This is a genomic window from Bradyrhizobium sp. USDA 4503 (assembly GCF_054055815.1).
In genome coordinates, this window is record NZ_JBSRXS010000001.1 from 8,589,420 (window position 1) to 8,611,098 (window position 21,679).

General features: G+C 64.3%; 20 protein-coding genes. 14 read left to right on the forward strand and 6 right to left on the reverse strand.

Going from position 1 to position 21,679, the window contains the following annotated elements:
• Positions 1-56 precede the first annotated feature (56 nt).
• The 7 genes from ACVMIH_RS40310 (at position 57) to ACVMIH_RS40340 (ending at position 7,709) form a co-directional block, all read left to right on the forward strand.
• On the forward strand, positions 57-1,598 hold the full coding sequence (locus ACVMIH_RS40310) for an ABC transporter substrate-binding protein (RefSeq protein WP_456866180.1): 1,542 nt from the start codon (positions 57-59) through the stop codon (positions 1,596-1,598).
• 6 nt (positions 1,599-1,604) lie between these two features.
• Positions 1,605-2,555, forward strand: a complete 951-nt coding sequence (locus ACVMIH_RS40315) for an ABC transporter permease (protein ID WP_057017526.1) — start codon at positions 1,605-1,607, stop codon at positions 2,553-2,555.
• Entirely contained in the window at positions 2,542-3,414 is an 873-nt protein-coding gene (locus ACVMIH_RS40320) for an ABC transporter permease (RefSeq protein ID WP_057017525.1), read from the forward strand. Before ACVMIH_RS40315 ends, ACVMIH_RS40320 begins: the two co-directional genes overlap by 14 nt.
• Positions 3,411-4,397 carry an ABC transporter ATP-binding protein gene (locus ACVMIH_RS40325; protein WP_057017524.1) on the forward strand — a complete coding sequence of 329 codons (987 nt, stop codon included), beginning with the start codon at positions 3,411-3,413 and terminating at the stop codon, positions 4,395-4,397. The genes ACVMIH_RS40320 and ACVMIH_RS40325 overlap by 4 nt, the downstream gene beginning before the upstream one ends.
• Complete coding sequence (locus tag ACVMIH_RS40330; protein WP_057017523.1) at positions 4,394-5,362, forward strand: ABC transporter ATP-binding protein; 969 nt, start codon at positions 4,394-4,396, stop codon at positions 5,360-5,362. Before ACVMIH_RS40325 ends, ACVMIH_RS40330 begins: the two co-directional genes overlap by 4 nt.
• Positions 5,363-5,446: 84 nt before the next feature.
• Positions 5,447-6,517, forward strand: coding sequence for an alcohol dehydrogenase (locus ACVMIH_RS40335; RefSeq protein WP_057017522.1), 1,071 nt, complete (start codon positions 5,447-5,449; stop codon positions 6,515-6,517).
• 109 nt (positions 6,518-6,626) lie between these two features.
• On the forward strand, positions 6,627-7,709 hold the full coding sequence (locus ACVMIH_RS40340; RefSeq protein ID WP_057017521.1) for an isocitrate/isopropylmalate dehydrogenase family protein: 1,083 nt from the start codon (positions 6,627-6,629) through the stop codon (positions 7,707-7,709).
• Positions 7,710-7,748: 39 nt separating this feature from the next.
• Here the strand turns inward: ACVMIH_RS40340 and ACVMIH_RS40345 are convergent, their stop codons facing one another.
• Positions 7,749-8,066: a hypothetical protein gene (locus tag ACVMIH_RS40345; protein ID WP_076827027.1), complete on the reverse strand. Its 318-nt coding sequence runs from the start codon at positions 8,064-8,066 to the stop codon at positions 7,749-7,751.
• A 523-nt stretch (positions 8,067-8,589) separates the two neighbouring features.
• The gene (locus tag ACVMIH_RS40350) at positions 8,590-8,985 is read right to left on the reverse strand and encodes a helix-turn-helix domain-containing protein (RefSeq protein WP_016844123.1); all 396 of its coding nucleotides are present in this window, start codon (positions 8,983-8,985) and stop codon (positions 8,590-8,592) included.
• Positions 8,986-9,549: 564 nt separating this feature from the next.
• Between ACVMIH_RS40350 and ACVMIH_RS40355 the strand changes: the two genes are divergently transcribed.
• On the forward strand, positions 9,550-9,864 hold the full coding sequence (locus ACVMIH_RS40355) for a hypothetical protein (RefSeq protein WP_156436237.1): 315 nt from the start codon (positions 9,550-9,552) through the stop codon (positions 9,862-9,864).
• Between the two features lie 51 nt (positions 9,865-9,915).
• On the opposite strand, the gene ACVMIH_RS40360 is transcribed toward ACVMIH_RS40355, so the two are convergent.
• The 3 genes from ACVMIH_RS40360 to ACVMIH_RS40370 all read right to left on the reverse strand — a co-directional run bounded on the left by ACVMIH_RS40360 (position 9,916) and on the right by ACVMIH_RS40370 (position 14,289).
• On the reverse strand, positions 9,916-11,235 hold the full coding sequence (locus ACVMIH_RS40360) for a dicarboxylate/amino acid:cation symporter (protein ID WP_057017518.1): 1,320 nt from the start codon (positions 11,233-11,235) through the stop codon (positions 9,916-9,918).
• A gap of 87 nt (positions 11,236-11,322) precedes the next feature.
• Positions 11,323-12,831 (reverse strand): sensor histidine kinase, encoded by a 1,509-nt coding sequence (locus ACVMIH_RS40365; protein WP_200844599.1) that lies wholly within the window; start codon positions 12,829-12,831, stop codon positions 11,323-11,325.
• A 183-nt stretch (positions 12,832-13,014) separates the two neighbouring features.
• A complete protein-coding gene (locus tag ACVMIH_RS40370) occupies positions 13,015-14,289 on the reverse strand; it encodes a serine hydrolase domain-containing protein (protein ID WP_456866184.1) in 1,275 nt (424 codons plus the stop codon).
• 169 nt (positions 14,290-14,458) lie between these two features.
• Here ACVMIH_RS40370 and ACVMIH_RS40375 point away from each other — a divergent pair, with 169 nt between their 5' ends.
• The 6 genes from ACVMIH_RS40375 (at position 14,459) to ACVMIH_RS40400 (ending at position 20,430) form a co-directional block, all read left to right on the forward strand.
• A complete protein-coding gene (locus ACVMIH_RS40375; protein WP_076827021.1) occupies positions 14,459-15,373 on the forward strand; it encodes an intradiol ring-cleavage dioxygenase in 915 nt (304 codons plus the stop codon).
• Between the two features lie 343 nt (positions 15,374-15,716).
• Entirely contained in the window at positions 15,717-17,027 is a 1,311-nt protein-coding gene (locus ACVMIH_RS40380) for a CmpA/NrtA family ABC transporter substrate-binding protein (RefSeq protein WP_076827018.1), read from the forward strand.
• A gap of 60 nt (positions 17,028-17,087) precedes the next feature.
• Entirely contained in the window at positions 17,088-17,990 is a 903-nt protein-coding gene (ntrB, locus tag ACVMIH_RS40385; RefSeq protein ID WP_076827017.1) for a nitrate ABC transporter permease, read from the forward strand.
• Positions 17,991-18,000: 10 nt separating this feature from the next.
• Positions 18,001-18,795: an ABC transporter ATP-binding protein gene (locus ACVMIH_RS40390; protein WP_057017512.1), complete on the forward strand. Its 795-nt coding sequence runs from the start codon at positions 18,001-18,003 to the stop codon at positions 18,793-18,795.
• Between the two features lie 115 nt (positions 18,796-18,910).
• Positions 18,911-19,336, forward strand: coding sequence for a globin family protein (locus ACVMIH_RS40395; RefSeq protein WP_141340332.1), 426 nt, complete (start codon positions 18,911-18,913; stop codon positions 19,334-19,336).
• Positions 19,337-19,530: 194 nt separating this feature from the next.
• Positions 19,531-20,430 (forward strand): SMP-30/gluconolactonase/LRE family protein, encoded by a 900-nt coding sequence (locus tag ACVMIH_RS40400; RefSeq protein ID WP_456866186.1) that lies wholly within the window; start codon positions 19,531-19,533, stop codon positions 20,428-20,430.
• 94 nt (positions 20,431-20,524) lie between these two features.
• On the opposite strand, the gene ACVMIH_RS40405 is transcribed toward ACVMIH_RS40400, so the two are convergent.
• Positions 20,525-21,610: a substrate-binding domain-containing protein gene (locus tag ACVMIH_RS40405; RefSeq protein ID WP_057017575.1), complete on the reverse strand. Its 1,086-nt coding sequence runs from the start codon at positions 21,608-21,610 to the stop codon at positions 20,525-20,527.
• Positions 21,611-21,679 lie beyond the last annotated feature (69 nt).

The following is a 21,679-nucleotide window of genomic DNA, read 5'->3' on the forward strand; positions in this document are numbered from 1 at the left end:
GCCCAACAGACGACGATCCGGAACACCGGACGTCGCCCACCTGGGAGGGAGCATTGATGAAGCTGGTCGGGCGCGCGCACGCCGTTGCGCGCATATTTCTTGTGGCGGGATTCAGTGGCGCGGCATTCGCTGCATCGGCCAATGCGCAGAAGCTGGGCGGCACGCTCAACGTTGGCCAGGAACTCGACATTCCCGGCTTCGACCCGCTCAAGGTCGGCGTCTACGACACCTCAGCCAATACCGCGGCGGCCGCAATCTTCGACACGCTGACCACACTCGACGACAAGGGCGAGGTGAAGCCGAAGCTCGCGCTGTCATGGGAGCATTCGGAAGACTTCAAGACCTGGACCATCAAGCTGCGGCCAGGCGTCAAATTCCATGACGGCACGCCATTCAACGCGCAGGCGGTGAAGGAGAATTTCGACCGCCAGAAGGATCCCGCCAACAAATGCCGTTGCGCCTTCTACATCACGAACATCATCAGCGTGAACCCGGTCGACGACCTGACGGTGGTCTATAATTTCAGCGACCCGGCCGTGAACTTCCCGGCGACGCAGACCATTCAAAGCTCCAACAACGTCATGCAGTCGCCGACCGCATGGAAGACCAAGGGCGACGACTACAACCGCAACCCGGTCGGCACCGGTCCCTACATCCTGAAGTCCTGGACCGCCGGCGACCGCATTGTGCTCGAGAAGAACCCGGACTACTGGAACAAGGGCAAGCCGTATCTCGACCGCATCGTCCTGAAGCCCTTGCCGGATGCACAGTCGCGCTTTGCCTCGCTGCAATCGGGCGAGGCCGACATCATCTGGGACGACGAAGCCGATGCCGACAACATCATCAGGGCGCGCAAGGACACGAGCCTGACCGTGCATACCTATGAAGGCTCGGGGGCTGCAGTCGCTGCCTTCAACACCAAGGTCCCGCCGTTCGACGACGTGCGCGTGCGTCAGGCGCTGGTGATGGCGCTCGACCGCACGAAGATGTCGCAGGCGATTACCAATGGTCTGGCGCGACCGGCCAGCAATCCCTACGGCGACGGGTCCTGGGTGAAGTGCAAGGATGACGGCGCGCTGCCCTACGATGTCGAAAAGGCCAAGGCGTTGATCAAGGATTACGGCAAGCCGGTCGAATTCAAGATGCTGGTCACGGCGACGCCGCGCGGCCGCACCGGCGGCCAGGTGCTGCAGCAATTCTGGAAGCGCATCGGCGCCAACATGGAGATCGAGCAGGTCGATCAGGCAACCATTCCGCCGCGCGCCTTCATGCGCCAGTTCCAGCTCACGCCGTGGCGCATCGTCGATCTCGCCGATCCCGATCCGCAGATGTACGCCAATTTCCACACCGGCAGCCCGGTGGCGCTCGCGAACTACTCCAATCCAGAGCTGGACCGGTTGCTGGAGCATGCGCGGACCACGGCCGACGTCGCCCAGCGCACCGAGGACTATTGCGCGATCAGCCGCCTGATCAACAAGGAAGCAATCTGGTTCTGGACTTTCCAGAACACCTACTACGCAATCTCGAGCGCGAAGGTGAAGGGCGTGCCGAAGATGTTCAACGGGGTGCTCGACGTCTCCGACGCCTGGAAGGAATAGCCTTTCATGCTGTTCTTCGTCGCGCGCAGGCTCCTGTACCTGGTACCGGTGCTGATCGCGGTCTCGGTCCTGACTTTCGTGATCGCCTCGCTGTTGCCCGGCGATCTGGCCTATGTGATCCTCGGCGACCAAGCGACGCCGGAGAACGTCGCGGCCCTGCGTCACGACATGGGGCTCGATCAGCCGATCTGGCTGCGCTACCTCGGCTGGCTGTGGCACATCCTGCAGGGTGACTTCGGACGATCCTTCCGCACCGGGCAGACGGTGCTGCAGGCTGTCAGCGACCGCGTCCCGGTCTCGTTCGAGCTGATGATCCTGGCCGAGCTGATCGGGCTCGCGATCGGCGTGCCGCTGGCGATCGCCTGCGCGGCCAAGGCCGGCAGCGCGTTCGACCGCTTCATGACTGGCTCGGCCTTCGGCATGCTGTCGGTGCCGACCTTCCTGTCCGCGATCCTGCTGATCTATCTGTTTGCGGTCGAGCTGCGTCTGCTGCCGGCGACCGGCTACGTGCCGTTCACCGAGGACCCGGTCGCCAATCTGCGCTTCATGGTGCTGCCGGCGCTGACGCTCGGGCTTGCGGAATGGCCGGGCATCATGCGCGTGCTGCGCTCCGACATGATCGCGGCGCTGCAGGAGGACTACATCGCGCTCGCCAAGGCGAAGGGCCTCAAGCCGTCGCGCATCCTGTTCGTGCACGCACTGAAGCCGTCGTCGCTGACGCTCGTCACCATCACCGGCATCAATATCGGCCGCCTGATCGGTGGCGCCGTCATCGTCGAGTCGATCTTCGCCTTGCCGGGGATCGGCCGCCTCCTGGTCGGCGCGATCTATACCCGCGATCTGATCATCCTGCAGGGCGTGGTGCTGCTGGTTGCCGCGGGCTTCGTGATCATGAATTTCATCGTCGACATGCTCTACGCCCTTCTCGATCCGAGGATCCGCCATGGCCACGCTTGAGCTCAGCCTCGAGGAAGAGGCCGATGCGACGCCCGCCCGGCGCCGCCGCGGGCTCGGCATGCTGTTCTGGATCGCGATCGGCTGGATGGTGCTGGTGTTCGCGGTCGCGATCTTTGCCGACCTGCTGCCGCTGCCGAGCCCGACCGACATGGACATGCTGGAGCGGCGGGCGCCGATCTCCGCCGAGCATTGGCTCGGCACCGACGGTCTCGGCCGTGACGAGTTGTCGCGGTTGATCTATGGCGCGCGCATCTCGCTGATCGTCGGCCTCTGCGCACCGATGATCGGTGTCACCATCGGCGGCGCGCTCGGCATGCTCGCGGGCTATTTCCGCGGCCGTTTCGAATCCTTCGTGGTCGGCAGCATGGACGTGCTGCTGGCGTTCCCGCCGCTGATCCTGGCGCTTGCGGTCACCGCCTATCTCGGCCAGTCGATCTTCAATCTGACCTGCATCCTCGGCGTGCTCGGCATTCCAGCCTTCATGCGGGTGGCGCGGGCGGCGACCTTGTCGCTGGCGCGACGCGAATTCGTCATCGCGGCGCAGGCGCTCGGCGCCACGCATGCGCGCATCCTGCTGCGCGAGCTGCTGCCCAATGTGATGCTGCCGCTGCTCGCCTTCTTCCTGCTCGGCGTCGCCGTCACCATCGTGGTCGAGGGCTCGCTGTCCTTTCTCGGCCTCGGCGTGCCGCCGCCGATCTCGAGCTGGGGCAGCATGATCGGGGAGGGGCGTGAGAGCCTCGAGGTGGCGCCGCGGCTCGCCTTCATTCCGGCGATCGCGATGTTCCTGACCGTGCTCTCGTTCAACCTGATCGGCGATACGATGCGCGCGCTGACCGATCCCAGGCAGGGGGCGCTATGAGCCGGACGCTGCTTTCGGTCGAGAATGCGGTGGTCGACCTGCCGACGCCGCGCGGCAATCTGCGGGCGGTGGATCATGTCGATCTCGCCGTCGGCGCCGGCAGGACGCTCGGCATCGTCGGCGAGTCCGGGTGCGGCAAGACCATGCTGTCGCGCGCGATCCTGCAGCTGCTGCCCAAGAAGGCGAAACTGTCCGGCCGCGTGATGTTCGACGGGCAGGATCTGACGAAACTGCCGGCGGAGAAATTGCGCAAGCTGCGCGGTCGCTCGCTCGCGGTCGTGTTCCAGGACCCAATGACCTCGCTCAATCCGGTGCTGACCATCGGCACCCAGCTGATCGAGACCATTGTGGAACATCTCGAGCTCGATCTCGCCGAGGCCCGGCAGCGCAGCATCGAACTGTTGGCGGCGGTCGGCATTCCCGCGCCCGAGCAGCGCCTCGCGCAATATCCGCACCAGCTCTCCGGTGGCATGCGCCAGCGCGTCGCGATTGCGGTGGCACTGTCCTGCGAGCCACAGCTCCTGATCGCGGACGAGCCGACCACCGCGCTCGACGTCACGATCCAGGCACAGATCCTCGATCTCCTGGCGCGCGAGCAGCAGCGCCGTCACATGGCGATGATCATCATCACACATGACCTCGGCGTGGTCGCCGGCCGCACCGACGAGGTCGCGGTGATGTATGCCGGACGCGTCGTCGAACGCGCGCCGACGCCTGCCTTGTTCAAGCAGATGCGGATGCCCTACACCGAGGCGCTGCTCGCCGCGCTGCCGAAGCTCGACGTCGCGCCGCATACGCCGCTGCCGGCGATTTCGGGGCGGCCGCCCGATCCGACCCGGCCGCTCAAGGGCTGCTCGTTCTCGCCGCGCTGCCGCTATTCCGCGGAGCGCTGCGGCGCGGAGAAGCCGCAGCTCAGCCGGGCCGAAACGCCGGAGCATCTCTACGCCTGCTTCCATCCGATCACCGCGGGGGTCCGCGCATGATGCTGCAGGCAGCACCCGATCCGCTGATGAAGGTGGAAAACCTCGTCGTCGAATATTCGGTGGGAGGCAAGACCATCCATGCCGTCTCCGATGTCAGTCTCGAGATCGCGCGCGGCGAGACGCTGGGGCTGGTCGGCGAATCCGGCTGCGGCAAGTCCACCCTTGGCCGCGCGGTGCTGCAATTGCGCCAGGCCGTCTCCGGCAAGGTGCTGTTCGATGGGCACGATCTCACCACACTGAAGGGCGAGCCGCTGCGCAAGATGCGCCGGCGCGTGCAGCTGATCTTCCAGGACCCGATTGCCTCGCTCAATCCGCGGCGGCGGATCGGCGACATCGTCGCCGAGCCGCTGGTGATCGCGGGCGTCAAGGATCCCGAGGAACGCCGGCGGCGCGTCAGTGACGTGCTGTCGGCGGTCGGCCTCGATCCGGCGCTGGTGAGCGGACGCCTGCCGCATGAATTCTCCGGCGGACAATGCCAGCGCATCTGCATCGCCCGCTCGCTGGTGCTCAATCCGGAATTCGTGATCTGCGACGAGCCGGTGTCCGCGCTCGATGTCTCGATCCGCGCCCAGATCCTCAATCTGCTGGAGGAGATGAAGGCGCGCTACGGCCTGACCCTGCTGTTCATCGCCCACGACCTCGCCGTGGTGAAGGCAGTCTCAGATCGCGTCGCGGTGATGTATCTCGGCCGGCTCTGCGAGGTCGGCCCGTCGGAGCAGTTGTTTGCACGGCCGGCGCATCCCTATACCGCGCTGCTGATCGAGGCGATCCCGGTGCCGGATCCGGATGTCCGCCCGACCCAGAGCGTGCCGGTCGGCGAGCCGCCGTCGCCGATCGCGCCGCCCTCCGGCTGCCGCTTCCGCACCCGTTGCCCGCGGGCCGACGCGCGCTGCGCCAGCGAAGTGCCGGAACTGCGCGTGGTTGCGCCCGGCCAGTTCGCGGCTTGCCATCATCCCCTGATCTAAATATCCGGAGGCCGACACCGCGTTTGTCCCGGACGGGCAGGCGTGGCAAGGTCCGCCGCAAGAACAAGCTACGGGAGAACAGCGATGAAGAGTTTCCAGGTCGTCGATTTCAACGCCCCCTTGAAGGAGGTCGATCAGCCGACGCCACAGCCGTCGGGCACGCAGGTGCTGATCAAGGTCAAGGCCGCCGGCGTCTGCCACAGCGACCTGCATATCTGGGAGGGCGGCTATGATCTCGGCCACGGCCGCAAGCCGCTGTCCCTGAAGGATCGCGGCGTCTCGCTGCCGCGCACGATGGGCCATGAGACGGTCGGCGAGATCGTGGCCTTCGGGCCCGACGTCAGGGACGCCGACAAGGGCGGCCTCAAGGTCGGCGATATCGCGCTGGCCTATCCCTGGCTCGGCTGCGGCAAATGCCCGACCTGCCTCGGCGGCGACGAGAACATGTGCGCGATCAAGCCGAATGCGCTCGGTGTCTATTGCGACGGCGGCTACGCCGACCACATGACGGTGCCGCATCCGAAGTATCTGCTCAACCTCAAGGGGCTCGATCCCGTCACGGCCGCGCCCTATGCCTGCTCCGGTGTCACGACCTACAGCGCGCTGAAGAAGGTCGAGAAGGATCTCGACACACCGATCGTGATCTTCGGCGCCGGCGGTCTCGGGCTGATGGCGCTCTCACTGTTGAAGGCGATGGGCGGCAAGGGTGCGATCGTGGTCGATATCGACGCCAGGAAGCGTGAGGCGGCCGAAGCCGCCGGCGCGCTCGCGACCGTCGACGGCAAGGCGCCCGACGCGCTGGAACAGCTTGTCAAGAAGGCCGGCCAGCCGATCCGTGCCGCGATCGATCTGGTCGGCAACGCCCAGACCTCGCAGCTCGGCTTCGACTGCCTGACCAAGGGCGGCAAGCTCGTGATCGTCGGCCTGTTCGGCGGCGGCGCGCCCTGGGCGCTGCCGCTGATCCCGATCAAGGCGGTCACCATCCAGGGCAGCTATGTCGGCAATCTGCGCGAGACCCAGGAACTGCTCGACCTGGTGCGGACCAAGAAGATTCCGGCGATCCCGGTCACGCCGATGCCGCTGGCAAAGGCGAACGAGGCGCTGACCAATCTGCAGAAGGGCCAGCTGGTCGGCCGCGCGGTGCTGACGCCGTAGTCTCCCTTCCGTCATTCCGGGGCACGCGAAGCGTGAACCCGGAATCTCGAGATTCCGGGTTCGATGCTCCGCATCGCCCCGGAATGACTGTTGTGCTCCGGAGAATCTCATGTCCGCCAACGACGCACTCCACATCGCCGTCCTCGGTGGCGATGGCATCGGCCCCGAGGTGATGGCGCCGGCGCTCGACGTGCTGCGCAAGATCGAGGCGTCGGCCGGTCTCAAATTTCGCTTCACCGAGGCGCCGGCCGGCGCGGGCCATTACAAGGAAACCGGCAAGTCGATGCCGGAGAGCACGATCCGGCTGTGCGAGGAGGCCGACGCGATCCTGCTCGGAGCCTGCGGCCTGCCGTCGGTGCGCTACCCCGACAACACCGAGATCGCGCCGCAGATCGAGTTGCGCATGATCTTCGATCTCTACGCCGGCGTGCGGCCCGCGCGGTTGATCCCCGGCGTATCGAGCACGATCGTCGGCGCCGACCAGCGGGGTATCGACCTCGTCGTGATCAGGGAATCGACCGAGGGCCTGTTCGCCTCGATGGGCAAGGGCGTCGTCACCGACAGCGAGGCGCGCGAGACGATGGTGATCACGCGCCACACCTCCGAGCGGCTGTTCGAGTTCTCGTTCCGGCTCGCCGAACGCCGCAAGGCGCGCGGCAAGGTCAATGGCGGGCTGACCTGCGTCGACAAGGCGAACGTGTTCAAGGCGTTCGCATTCTTCCGGAACATCTTCGACGAGACTGCGAGGCGTCATCCCGACGTCAGGGCTGACCACCTCTACATCGATGCGGCCGCGGCTGCGCTGGTGAAGCGTCCGTGGGACTTCGACGTCATGGTGACCGAGAACATGTTCGGCGACATCCTGTCCGATCTCACCGCCGGTCTGATCGGCGGCATGGGCATGGCGCCGTCAGCCGACATCGGCGACCGCTACGCGGTGTTTCAGCCGTGTCATGGCACGGCGCCCGACATCATGGGGCAGGGCAAGGCCAATCCGACCGCGATGATCCTGTCGGCCGCGATGATGCTGGACTGGCTCGCCGACAAGCATGGACTCGAAAGCGCCGCCGAAGCCGGCGAACGGATCGAGCACGCGGTCGACAAGGTCTACGCCGATGGCATCAAGCCGTTTGAGTTCGGCGGCAGCAACGGCACGACCGATGTCGCGAAGGCGGTATTGGCAGCGCTCTAGCGCGGAAGGGTGAGGGGGCCGAAGCCCCCTCGCTGATGATTAGCGATGGTGTCCGCCGTGATGGCCACCATGATGTCCGCCGTGATGAGGGCGGTGCCCGTAATGATGCGGGCGATGGTGGAATTGCGGACGATGATGCCATCCGTGATGGCGCGGTCCGTAGTAGCCGTATGCGCCCGGTCGCCAATAGCAGCGGCCCCAGCGATCGCAGACCTGGCGCACCTTGTCGACATTGGACGTTTCGCCCGCGATGTGACCGGCTTGCGGAAGCCCGTTGGGCATCGCGGATGCCGCGCCGGACATCAACGCTGCGCTTCCAAGCGCGGCGAGTCCAATAACGGCAAGCTTGATATTCATCGAGATCTCCTTGGTTGAAGCCTGAGAACGTCCATGCGGGCCACTTCGTTGCTGCGACAAAAAAGACAGGCTCGTGCACTTGGTTCTGGCGACGCCGGTTCAACTGAGGAAATGCGGGAGTTATGAGGTCGCCTGATGCGCGGGCGACAATTGGCCGCGCGACAGAATAGCGACGCATTGCGCGCGCATGCGCTCCGCGAGATGAGCAGTCGAAGCGCGAGCTGGAAAAGCGCGGCGCGCATGCGCGGTCGCCTGCGCGAAGATCATGCTCACGTGGAGCGGCGGGATCATGACGCGATGCTCGTCGCCGCTTCATGACCGCGCATCCGGCGGGGACTGAAGCTATCCGCCTGGATCACAAAATCTTGAAAGACAGCCGCGCCTCAAGAAAATGCGCCGCCATCGGCGATGGCAGCGCTTCGACGTCTTCCTGGCCCGACCGGCGTGTGCAGCCGCAGCGGCCGGTGACCGGCCGTTGCGGTGTGGTGGGATCGCGTTCGCGGCGACGCGACCCGATCCGCGCTCAGTCTTCGTTGGCGGCGATCGATTCCATCAGCGACACCAGCTGACGTTGCACCGTCTGATCCTTGATCTTGCTGTAGGCGCGCAGCAACCGGAGGCTGAACGCGCTGTCGAGGAACAGCAGGCTCTCGACTTCGCGGGCCTTATTGTCGCCGTCGTAGAAGAAGGTGACCGGCACATCCAGCGCGGTCGCGATCTGTTGAAGGCGGGCAGCGCCGACACGGTTGACGCCCTTCTCGTACTTTTGAACCTGCTGGAAGCTGACGCCAAGCTTGTCGCCGAGTTCGGCCTGCGAGATCTTTTGCTCGACACGGCGCAGGCGAATCCGCTTGCCCAACTCAATGTCCGGCTTGCCGGCACTGCGCTGCTTCATCTTCTTTGCTGCTGATCTATTCATTCTTGTGACCCGTCCTTCAAATCGAGAATCCCTGGCCCGGCTGGGTCAGGGACACGTTCATGATGTACCGCGTTAAGCTCGAGTGGATCGCCAGTTCGTCTGAACTACGAAATCCAGGAAGATCGCGGGATGGTATCCAAACGCAAACGCGCAAGGAAACACCCTAGTACCGACTCGGTCGACTACCTGAAGTCGACCGCGCCAAGGTGTCTGTCGACACCCCGCCCTCTACATTTGGCAAAATATTGACCAAACCACAACTAGCGCGAGTTTGATCGACACAGATTTTGCGCACATGCATAATAGGCGTCAATGCACAGCGCCCGTAGTTCTACGGGCCACTATATTGTACGGGCGTCGTTGCACGGATGCAACCCCAGCTAGTGCAGCCTGAGGTCGAGAAGGGGCCGGCGGGTGCTTGACTGAATCATCCGATTTGCAAGAGTTTGACGTAAGTCCAAGTCAGGCTTTCGGAATGTTGCTGGACAATTGCCCAAAAGTTCTCAATCATCTGGAACAAATGTGTGCCTACGACAAGCCGGCGAACTCTGGCGGGAGGGGCCAATGAAGCGAAAGAGGGGAACGCCTCGACTCTACCTCGCGGCTTCGGGAGTTGAAGATATGCCGGTCGCAAACACGGAAGAACGGTTGCTGGCGCTGCTTGCAACGCTGGAGGAATGTCAGGCGTTCCTGACCGACCGGGCGAACACGGAGACGGCACGGCTGTTGTCCCTTGCCATCCTCGAGCTTCGGATGGAGCTCCACAAGGTGACGGATTCCGAGCTGAAGGCCCTCTGTGACATGATCGCTTCGGATGAGCCCGTGCTGGAACAATCGACGGCCCGGCAACTGCCGCCGTATTTGAGGCTGATCAAGTAAGTCAGCGCCCCGCGCCACGCGCGGGACGCCGCTCGGCTTGGGACGCGCGGCTCAGCCCGCGGTCACGTCAACCGCCTCGGCGCCTTCGAGCACGCGACGGGCCTTGTCGCGGTCGAGGTCGCCTTCCCATGCCGCGACCACGACGGTGGCGACGCAGTTGCCGATCAAATTGCCGACTGCGCGCGCCATGCCGATGAACCAGTCGACCGAGAGCACCAGCACGAGGCCAATCGCCGGGATGCTCGGCACGGCGTTGAGCGTCGCCGCCAGGATGACGATCGCCGAGCCGGGCACGCCGTGCGCACCTTTCGAGGTGATCAGCGACACGCCGAGCACCAGCATCAGGTCGCCGAACGACAGCGGCGTGTTGGTCGCCTGCGCGATGAACACGACCGCGAGCGTCAGGTAGATCGAGAAGGCATCGAGGTTGAAGGAATAGCCGGTCGGGATCACGAGGCCGACCACCGAATCCTTGACGCCGAAACGCTCCAGCTTGCGCATCACCTGCGGCAGCACCGCGTCGGACGATGCCGTGGCGACCACGATCATCAGCTCCTCGCGCAGGTAGCCGAGGAATTTGAGGATGTTGATGCCGGCGAGTGCCATCACGGCGCCGAGCACGCCGAGCACGAAGATCGCGACCGACACGTAGAACAGCGCGACCAGCGAGAGCAGCTGCTTCAGCGAGCCGACGCCGTATTTGCCGACCGTATAGGCGACGGCGCCGAGCACGCCGATCGGCGCGAAGCGCACGATCAGGCCCATGGCGCGGAACAGCACGGTCGAGACCGCGTCGATGAAGGAGGAGATTTTCTCGCCCTTCTCGCCGCCGACCAGCGCCAGGCTGACGCCGAAGATGATGGCGAAGAACAAAACCTGCAGCACGTCGTTGCGCGACAGCGCGTCGAACGAGGTGGTCGGAATGATGTTGAGCAGGAAGCTGCCGATGCCTTCGCCCTTCAGCTTCTGCGCGTTGTTGGCATAGTTGCCGAGCGCCTTGGCATCCAGCGTCGAGGTGTCGATGTTCATGCCGTGGCCGGGGCCGAACAGATAGGCGAGCAGCAGGCCGACCACGAGCGCAACCGTCGTCATCGCCTCGAAATAGACCAGCGCCTTGACGCCGACCCGGCCGACCTTCTTGAGGTCGCCGGCACCCGCAATGCCGTGCACGACGACGCAGAACACGATCGGCGCCACGATCATCGAGATCAGCTTCAGGAAGGCATCGCTGAAGATCTTCAACCCGATCGCGAAATCGGGCGCGGCCATGCCGATGACGATGCCGAGCAGCAGCGCGACGAGCACCTGCACGAACAGTGATGTGTAAAGCGGCTTGCGCGCAACTGTCGCTTCCGCTGCGATGGTCGACATGACTTCCCCCTGTTTCTGGCCGGCCGAACCCGCCAATCATAGCAACTTGCGTGCCAAGATGTCGCAGGATCGGCCACTCCTGTCGGGTCAGCCGTCGATTTCGAGAGTGCTGGTCACGGTGTAGACGACGCCGTGGGGCAGGAAATCCACGGTGGCCTCGCCACCTAGCTGGTCGCGGGCGCTGCGCTCGATCAGCCGGGAGCCGAAGCCACGCTGGACCGGCGCGGTGACCTGTGGGCCGCCGGTTTCGGTCCAGATCATGCGCAGCTTCGGTCCGGGGCTCTCGTTGAGGATTTCCCAGTCCAGCGTCACCGTGCCGGTGTCGTTGGACAGTGCGCCATATTTGGCGGCGTTGGTCGCCATCTCATGGAGGATCATTGACAGTACCAAGGCAAGCCGGGGCGACAGCGGCACGCGGGGGCCGAACATCCTGACCCGCTCGGACGTGTTCAAGAGGTAGGGCCGCAGCACGCGGCTGACGACGTCCTGGAAGTCGGAGCCCTGCCATTTGTCGGTGGAGAGCAGATTGTGCGCCTCCGCCAGCGCGCCGAGCCGCCCCTCGAACTTGTCGCGCTCGGTGCGGCTTGCGCTGCGGAAGGTCTGCGTGGCGATCGATTGCAGGATCGCCAGCGTGTTCTTGACGCGGTGGTTGAGCTCTTCGATCAGCAGGTCGTGCAGCATCTCGCCGCGCGCGATCGTGGTTGCCATCCGCACCGCAAAGCCGAGCCCGACCAGCAGCAGGATGCCGCCGATCACGCTGGTGATCGCCAGCGAGCGCCACAGCGGCGCCACCAGCGAGTTCTCGGCGATCCCCGCGGCGACGGTCCAGCCGGTGACGCGCGACCTGGTGAAACCGGTGATCAGCGCCACGCCCTCCAGCGACACGGTCGGCAGCGTCGCCTCGCCGCGGCGGAACATCTCGGCAAACAGCGATGGCGAGGCGCGCTGGCCGATGGTCGCCTGCGGATTTGGCACCCGCGCGAGGTTGACGCCGTCGCTGTCGAAGATCGAGATGGTCCAGTCCTGGTTGAGGCGCTGCTTCTCGATGATGGCCTGGAACACCTCGATCGGCGGGCTGAAGGAGATGTCGTAGAGCACCTCACCGTCGCGCATCACCGGTACCTCGACGGTGATGATCAGCCGCTGCTTCACCGCGCCGAAGAACAGGTTGGAGTATTGCGGCTGCCGCGTCGCGAACACCTTCTCGAGGATCTCGAGATTGTTGCGCGGCGGCAGGCTCGCGGTGTCCGGCGTCAGCGAGGAGAACACCTGGCGTCCGGCGCGGTCTGCCACCAGCACCACGCCTTCCTTGCCGTACTGGTCGATGAAACCGACCGCGACGCGGCGGAAGTTGTCGAAGTCGCTGTTGCGCAGCGAGTTGGTCAGGGCCAGCACCTGCAGCCCGCCGGTCATGCGCTGCATTTCCGCATCGAGCAGCAGACGGATGCTGCGCGCCGTCTCCAGCACGCGCTGCGTGGCCGCCTGACGATCCCGCTGATAATTGTGGAAGACGATCCCGACCGCGAAGATGATCAGCGGCAACATCGTTCCCGCGACCAGAAGCGCGAGACGGACTGGCAATGTCAGTTTCGGCACGAAGTCCCCGGGTCGGTGCCCATTCGCTGCGAGCTTAGGGGAGGCGGGAAAAATTCGCCAAAGGAAATAGTTTTATATCAGAAAGGTTCCGCGGCGCCCAAAGCATGATCCGGAAAAGTGTGAAGCGGTTTTCCGAAAGGATCATGCTCGAACGAGGAGTGTGCGCCGCGGAATGACGTCGTGTCAGAGATTGCTCTCGGTGATCGCGGCGTAGACCATGGTGCGCAGCTCGCGCCGCAGCGGATAGGCGCTCGACGGCAGCACCTGGGTCATGAAGATCGTGATCAGCTCCTCGGCCGGGTCGATGAAGAACGACGTCGTCGCGGCGCCGCCCCAGTTGAATTCGCCTGGACTGCCGGCGATCAGCGTCTGCGACGGGTGCATGGTGACGGCGAAGCCGAGGCCGAAGCCGATGCCGTTATAGGCGGCTTCGGCGAACATCGAGCGCGACATCGACGGCAGGTCGACGCCGCCGGGCAGATGGTTCGAGGTCATCAGCTTCAGCGTCTTCGGGCCGAGCAGCCTGACGCCGCCGAGCTCGCCGCCATTGAGCAGCGTCCGGCAGAAGGTCAGGTAGTCGGCCGCGGTCGAGCACAGTCCGCCGCCGCCCGAGATCAGCGAAGGCGGCGCCAGGAACGAGCTGGTGGTCGGATCGTCCTGCAGCGTCAGTGTGCCCTTGCGCTCGGCGGCGAGCGGGTTGAAGCCGCCCTGCGGATCGGCGGAATAGCAGGCGGCAAACCGATGCGCCTTGTCGGCCGGCACGAAGAAATCCGTGTCTTTCATGCCGAGCGGCTTGAAGATGCGCTCCTTCAGGAATTGCTCGAACGGCTGGCCGGAGATCTTGCCGACGAGATAACCGAGCACGTCGGTCGAGACCGAGTAGTTCCAGGCTTCGCCCGGCGAGAACTCCAGCGGGATCTTCGCCAGGTCCTCGATCATGCCGTCGAGCGTGCCGGCCTTGATGACCTCGCCGATCTTCTTCTCGCGATAGGCCGCGTCGACATTCGAGCGCTGCTGGAAGCCGTAAGTGAGGCCCGAGGTGTGGCGCAAGAGGTCGACGATCTGCATCGGCCGCGTCGGTGGGCGGGTCAGGAAGGCGGGCGCGGTGCCGGCGACGAATACGCCGAGGTTCTTCCATTCCGGAATATATTTCGCGACCGGCTCGTCGAGCGCGACCTTGCCTTCCTCGACCAGCATCATGAAGGCGACTGATGTGATCGGCTTGGTCATCGAATAGATGCGGAAGATGGTGTCGTCCTTGACCGGCGCCTTGCGCTCGAGATCGGCAAAGCCCTGGACCGTGGAATGCACGATCTTGCCGCGGCGATAGATCAGGACCTGCGTGCCAGGAAAACGGCCGGCATCGATGTAGCGGCTCTTCAGATGCGCTTCGAGGCGGTTGAGGGCAGTGGTCGACATTCCCGCGGATTCGGGCGAGGCAGGCGTGGGGGCTAGCATCAGGCGTTTCTCCGGCTTGCAAGGCAGCCTTGATAGCCGAAAAGTGTCTGCTGCACCAATCCGCTGCCGCTTACCGGCATTGAGCTGGTGGTGTACCGTCGCCCCTGCAATCGCGCCCCCCAAGGGGCCCAAAGTATCTGCCAAGGTATCCGTCAAGGGAAACGCCGAGATGACCCAGTTCAACGAAACCGAGCTCACCGCCGCCGTCATCCGCAGCTTCGACCAGACACCCGATCCACGGGCCAAGTTCCTGCTGCAGGAATTGGTGAAGTCGCTGCACGATTATGTGCGCAGGACCGATCTCACCTTCGAGGAATGGGACCAAGCGATCGGCTTCCTGACCCGCACCGGGCAGAAGTGCACCGACATTCGCCAGGAGTTCATCCTGTTGTCCGACGTGCTCGGCGTGTCGATGCTCGTCGATGCGGTCAACCATCGCGATCGCGATGGCGCGACCGAGACCACCGTGCTCGGCCCGTTCTATGTCGGCGAGCACAAGGTGACGCCGCACGGCACCGACATCTCGGCAAGCCTGCCGGGCGAGCGCATGTTCGTGCAGAGCCGCGTCACCGACCTCGGCGGCAAGCCGCTGGCCAATGTGCCGGTCGATATCTGGCACGCGGACGATGACGGATTCTATGACTCGCAGAAGCCGAGCTATGCCACCGAAGGTCCGTCGTCGCGGGCGCGCTTCATCACCGATGCCGACGGCCGCTTCTTCTTCCGCACTATCGTGCCGTGCAGCTATCCGATCCCGACCGACGGCCCGGTGGGGCAGATGATCACGCAGACCAACCGTCACCCGATGCGGCCGGCGCATGTGCACTTCCTGGTCAACGCCAAGGGCTACGAGCCGTTGATCACGCATGTCTTCGTCGAGGGCGACAAGTACATCGATTCCGACGTCGTGTTCGGCGTGAAGGATGAATTGATCGCCAAGGTCGAGCGCCGCACCGATCCTGTCATGCCCGATGGCCAGCGTTCGGATGGGCCGTGGAGCCTGATGACCTACGAATTCCATGTGAAGCCCGGCGGCGGAATGGCGCCCGCGCCGCTCGGCGCCAAGGTCACCGAAGACGCCTGATCGGTTTCCGAACGCTTCTGCCCAATTCTTGTGCGCCGCACAAGGATTGGGCGAATCGCAAGTTTTGGCAGCGCGCGGAAAATTCGCGCGGGCTGCGACATGTTGCGCAAGGCTTTGCATCAAAATCGATTTTTGCACTGCGGTAGATTGGCACAAGGCTTGAATCATCATTAGCCGACGCCATTGAAGCCGTCCCTCGAGGCTACCCCATCGGATTTCTGACGCCGCCAGACCGGGGCCTTCCCGGTGCACGCCTTTTTGCGCCCTGCGCGCGTCGCCATCCGAAGGGCGGCGCTCGACGCACTGACGCAATACCGCAACGCAACGACGCAAAGGACGACCGATGACCAAGCCCACCGACAAGCCGCCAAGCCGCGGCCTCAGCCGCCGTCAGCTACTCAAGGCAAGCAGCGGCGCCGCCGCGCTGCTCGCCGCGGCCAAGCTCAACTTTCCCGCAGGTGCATTCGCGCAGGGCGCCGGTCCGGAAGTGAAGGCTGCCAAGCTCGGCTTCATTGCGCTGACCGATGCCTCGCCGCTGTTCGTCGCCAAGGAGAAGGGCATCTTCGCCAAATACGGCATGCCCGATGTCGAGGTGCAGAAGCAGGCCTCGTGGGGCACCACGCGCGACAACCTCGTGCTCGGCTCCGAGGGCAACGGCATCGACGGCGCGCATATCCTGACCCCGATGCCGTATCTGATCTCGGCCGGCAAGGTGACGCAGAACAATCAGCCGACGCCGATGTACATCATGGCGCGGCTCAATTTGAACGGCCAGTGCATCTCGGTCGCCAAGGAATATGCCGATCTCAAGGTCGGCATCGACACCGCGCCGTTCAAGGCGGCGCTGGAGAAGAAGAAGGCCTCCGGCAAGGCGGTGAAGGCCGCGATGACCTTTCCCGGCGGCACGCATGATCTGTGGATCCGCTACTGGCTCGCCGCCGGCGGCATCGATCCGGACAAGGACATCGAGACCATCGTGGTGCCGCCGCCGCAGATGGTGGCCAACATGAAGGTCGGCACGATGGACTGCTTCTGCGTGTGCGAGCCGTGGAATCTGCAGCTGATCCATCAGGAGATCGGCTATACCGCGATCACGACCGGCGAGCTCTGGGACAAGCATCCGGAGAAATCGCTCGGCCTGCGCGCCGCCTGGGTCGACAAGAATCCGAAGGCCGCGAAGGCGCTGCTGATGGCTGTCATGGAAGCCCAGCAGTGGTGCGAGAAGGCGGAGAACCGCGAGGAGACCGCGGCGATCTGCGCCAAGCGGCAGTGGATCAACTGCCCGGTCGAGGACATCACCGACCGCATGAAGGGCAAGTTCGACTACGGCACCGGCCGCGTGGTCGAGAATTCGCCGCAGCAGATGCGGTTCTGGAGCGACAACGCTTCCTATCCCTATCAGAGCCACGACCTCTGGTTCCTCACGGAAGACATCCGTTGGGGCAAGTACGAGGCAGGCTTCGACACCAAGGCGCTGATCGCCAAGGTGAACCGCGAGGATCTCTGGAAGGAGGCCGCCAAGGAGCTTGGCGTGTCCGACATTCCGGCCTCGACCTCGCGCGGCAAGGAGACCTTCTTCGACGGCAAGGTGTTCGATCCCGCCGATCCCGCGGTCTATCTGAAGTCGTTGTCCATCAAGCGTGTTGACGTCTGATTTGAGCGAGCCGCGCGAGCAGTGCAGCTCTCCTTTTTTGACCATGGAGATTTTCGTTCAATGTCGATGCCTGCCATGAAGACCGAAGTGTCGGCGGTCGCGATCCCGCCGGCCGCTGCCGCGGCGCCGGTCGTGACCATGACGCCGAAGCGCGCGCCGCGCGCCGAGACCTACGCCAGGATGGCGAAGGAGACCGCGGCGCGCGTGGTGCCGCCGCTGATCGTGGTCGCGCTGCTGCTGGTGGTGTGGGAGCTGATCTGCCGGCGCGCCGGCTCCAGCCTGCCGCCGCCGTCGAAAGTGTTCAAAGATACCAAGGAGCTGATCCTCGATCCGTTCTTCGACAATGGCGGCATCGACAAGGGCCTGTTCTGGCATCTCTCCGCCAGCCTGCAGCGCGTCGCCTACGGCTATTCGCTGGCGGCGATTGCGGGCATCGCGCTCGGCACGCTGGTCGGACAGTCGGTCTGGGCGATGCGCGGGCTCGATCCGCTGTTCCAGGTGCTGCGTACCATCCCGCCGCTCGCCTGGCTGCCGCTGTCGCTGGCCGCATTCCGCGATGGCCAGCCCTCGGCGATCTTCGTGATCTTCATCACCTCGGTGTGGCCGATCATCATCAACACCGCGGTCGGCATCCGCAACATCCCGCAGGACTACCGCAACGTCGCGGCGGTCGTGCAGCTCAATCCGCTGGAGTTCTTCACCAAGATCATGATCCCGGCGGCCGCGCCCTACATGTTCACCGGCCTGCGCATCGGCATCGGCCTGTCCTGGCTCGCGATCGTCGCCGCGGAAATGCTGATCGGCGGCGTCGGCATCGGCTTCTTCATCTGGGATGCGTGGAATTCCTCGCATATCAGCGAAATCATCCTGGCGCTGTTCTATGTCGGCATCATCGGCTTCGTGCTCGACCGGCTCATTGCGGGCCTCGGCAAAGTGGTGACCCGCGGCACGGCGGCGAACTGAGGAGGAAGTCATGCAGGCCTATCTGAAGCTCGATCACATCGACAAGACCTTCACCCGCGGCAACGCCACTACGGAGGTGCTGAAGGACATCAACCTGACGATCGAGAAGGGCGAATACGTCTCGATCATCGGTCACTCCGGCTGCGGCAAGTCGACCCTGCTCAACATCGTCGCCGGCCTCACCGGCGCCACCAATGGCGGCGTGCTGCTGGAGAACCGCGAGGTCAATTCGCCGGGGCCGGATCGGGCCGTGGTGTTCCAGAACCACAGCCTGCTGCCGTGGCTCACCGTCTACGAGAACGTCAAGCTCGGCGTCGACAAGGTGTTTGCAAGGACCAAGAGCAAGGCCGAGCGCGACGCCTGGGTTATGCACAATCTCAGCCTGGTGCAAATGGCGCATGCCAAGGATAAGCGGCCGAGCGAGATCTCGGGCGGCATGAAGCAGCGCGTCGGCATCGCGCGTGCGCTCGCGATGGAGCCGAAGGTGCTGCTGCTGGACGAGCCGTTCGGCGCGCTCGACGCGCTGACCCGCGCGCATCTGCAGGATTCGGTGATGGCGCTGCACCAGAAGCTCGGCAACACCATCCTGATGATCACCCACGACGTCGACGAGGCGGTGCTGCTGTCGGACCGCATCGTGATGATGACCAACGGTCCGAGCGCGCGGATCGGCGAGGTGCTCGAGGTGCCGTTGGCGCGGCCGCGCAAGCGGCTCGAGCTCGCGACCAACCAGGGCTACCTGAAGTGCCGGCAGCGCGTGCTCGAATTCCTCTATGAGCGCCACAGCTTCGTCGAGGCGGCGTGATGATCACGTCGACGGCAAGCGTTTTCGCTTTGAACCGAAGCGCCGGCTTCGGTTACCAATGCTCGCGTTTTGAAAAATCGCTTCAGAACTTATTTCATGACCGAGGAGAATTGAGATGAATCCGACCCAAATCAAGCTGGTTCAGGACAGCTTTGGCAAGGTCGCGCCGATCTCGGAGCAGGCCGCGGTCATTTTCTACGACCGCTTGTTCGAAGTCGCGCCCGCCGTGAAGGCGATGTTTCCGGTCGACATGAAGGAGCAGCGCAAGAAATTGATGACGACGCTTGCCGTCGTCGTGAATGGGCTGAGCAATCTCGACACGATCCTGCCGGCCGCGAGTGCGCTGGCCAAGCGGCATGTCAGCTACGGCGCCAAGCCCGAGCATTATCCGGTCGTCGGCGGCGCGTTGTTGTGGACGCTGGAGAAAGGGCTCGGCGAAGCCTGGACACCTGACGTCGCCGCCGCGTGGACCGCGGCGTACGGCACGCTGTCCGGCTACATGATCTCGGAAGCCTATCGCCCGGCGCAGCCGGCCGAATAGGAAAACGTCGTAAGCACAGGACGGCTGTCCAACGTCATTGCGAGGAACGAAGTGACGAAGCAATCCATCTTGCCACGCATGGAGGTATGGATTGCTTCGCTTCGCTCGCAATGACGTGGTGGGCTTTGGGGTATTCGACGGCGCCAGCAATCTTCTCTATGGTTCGCCCCGTTCCGCCAACGGGTGAACCAACAATGATGTTCCTGGAAACGCCGCCGAAACTGATCGCGACTGAAATCTTCTCCGTCGTGCCGGCGGAATTCCGCCGCAGGGTGGCGAGCGAATGGGCCGACGCCAACCGCCCGGGCGCGGTGACCGACTGCTTCATCGAGGGACCGTCGTTCGATGCCGACGGCAATCTCTACATCGTCGACATTCCGTTTGGCCGCATCTTCGGGATCGCGCCGGACAAGTCGTGGTCGCAGGTTGCCGAGTATGACGGCTGGCCGAACGGGCTGAAGATCGATGCGATGGGCCGCATCCTGATCGCCGATTATCGGCACGGCTTGATGGAGCTCGACGCCAGGTCCGGCGAGGTCACGCCGCTGCTGCGCTCGCGCAACTCGGAATCGTTCCGCGGCTGCAACGACCTGCACATCGCCTCGAACGGCGACATCTATTTCACCGATCAGGGCCAGACCGGGCTGCACGATCCGACCGGCCGCGTCTATCGGCTGCGGGTGAACGGAGCGCTCGACTGCCTGATCGACACCGGCATCAGCCCGAACGGCCTGGTGCTCGATCCGCACGAGGCGGTGCTGTTCGTCGCGATGACGCGCGACAATGCGGTCTGGCGCGCGCCGTTCATGAAGGACGGCAGCGTCTCCAAGGTCGGCCGCTTCTGCTCGCTATTCGGCCCGAGCGGACCCGACGGCATGACGATGGACGTCGCCGGTCGGCTGTTCGTCGCGCACGCCTCGCTCGGCCATGTCTTCGTGTTTGCGCCGAACGGCGAGTGCATCGCGCGGATCAAGTCCTGCGCCGGGCCGAGCTGCACCAATGTCGCCATCGGCGGCGCCGACCGCGACCGCCTCTACATCACGGAATCGGTGACTGGCTCGGTGCTGGTCGCCGACATCAGCGGGCTCGGCTAGCTATCTTCCTGACTGTCGACCATCGTTATCGCACCTGGCGCGAGTCCCGAAGGATCGACGGCCATCAGGTCGGCCGTTGCCGGGGTCTGGCTGATCAGCGGTCGGAATGCAGCTTCTCGAGAAACTCCTTCACCCCGCTGACGGCGCCGGTGTTGGAGGCGACATAACCGGGAAGGGCGCCCACCGCCTTGTGGAACTCGCTGCTCTTCATGATGTCGAGCACGCGCTGCATCGGCTCGGTCTCGAGGAAGGCGCGCTTGCACACGAAGAAATAATCTTCCGTGAGCAGGCGGATGAAATCGAGCCCGAACTGCCGCGCCGCGGCCTCGACGCCAAAACTCGCATCCGCCATGCCGCTCGCGACATAGGCGGCGACCGCCGCATGGGTGAATTCCATATGCTGGGCGCCGTTGATCCGCCCTTCCGGGATCTTATGCAGCCTCAGCAATTGATCGAATAGCAGCCGCGTGCCGGAATCGTGGTCGCGGTTGACGAAACGGGCCTTGCGCTCGACGAGGTCCTTCAGCGTCGTGATCTTCAGCGGGTTGCCGCGCTTGACCATCAGGCCCATCTCGCGGGTCACGAAATTGATGACGCGGTCCTCGCGCGGATCGAGCCATTCGCGGCAGGCCTTGATGCCCTGCGCGCGCAATTCGCCGCGCGGCAGGTGCACGCCGGAGAGATCGCAGGCGCCCTGCGCCAGCGAGACCAGCGAGTTCTGGTTGCTGACATAGCGCAGATCGACGCCGACGCCGCCCGCGCGATCAAGGAATTCGCGCAGCTTGGATACCGCAAAGCCGTGGCTGGCATGGACCCGGATCACCGACGGTCGCTGCTCGAGAAATGGCTTGATCTCGGTGACCAGTTCCTGCGCGAGGTTCTCGAGCTGCAGCCCGAGCCGCGCCTGCATGCGCTCGCCGGCCCACACCAGCTTCTCGCCGAATGGCGTCAGCTTCGAGCCCTTGCCGCGGTGGGTTTCAACCAGCGGCACGCCGAAGAACTCGGTCCATTGCTCGATCAGGTTCCAGACATGGCGATAGGACAGCTGCGCATCGCTGGCGGCGCTGGTGATCTTTCCGGTCTTCCGGATCTCGTTGAGGATGCCGAGCATCACGACCGCGGTCTGCGGGCTGTCCTCTTTCCGAAAGCGCCAGACGGTCTCGATCTCGATCTGCAGCATCGTGGTCACCACTTATGAAGTTGACTTCATATCCTTGGCATGCCAATCGGCACAAGATATCATATTTAC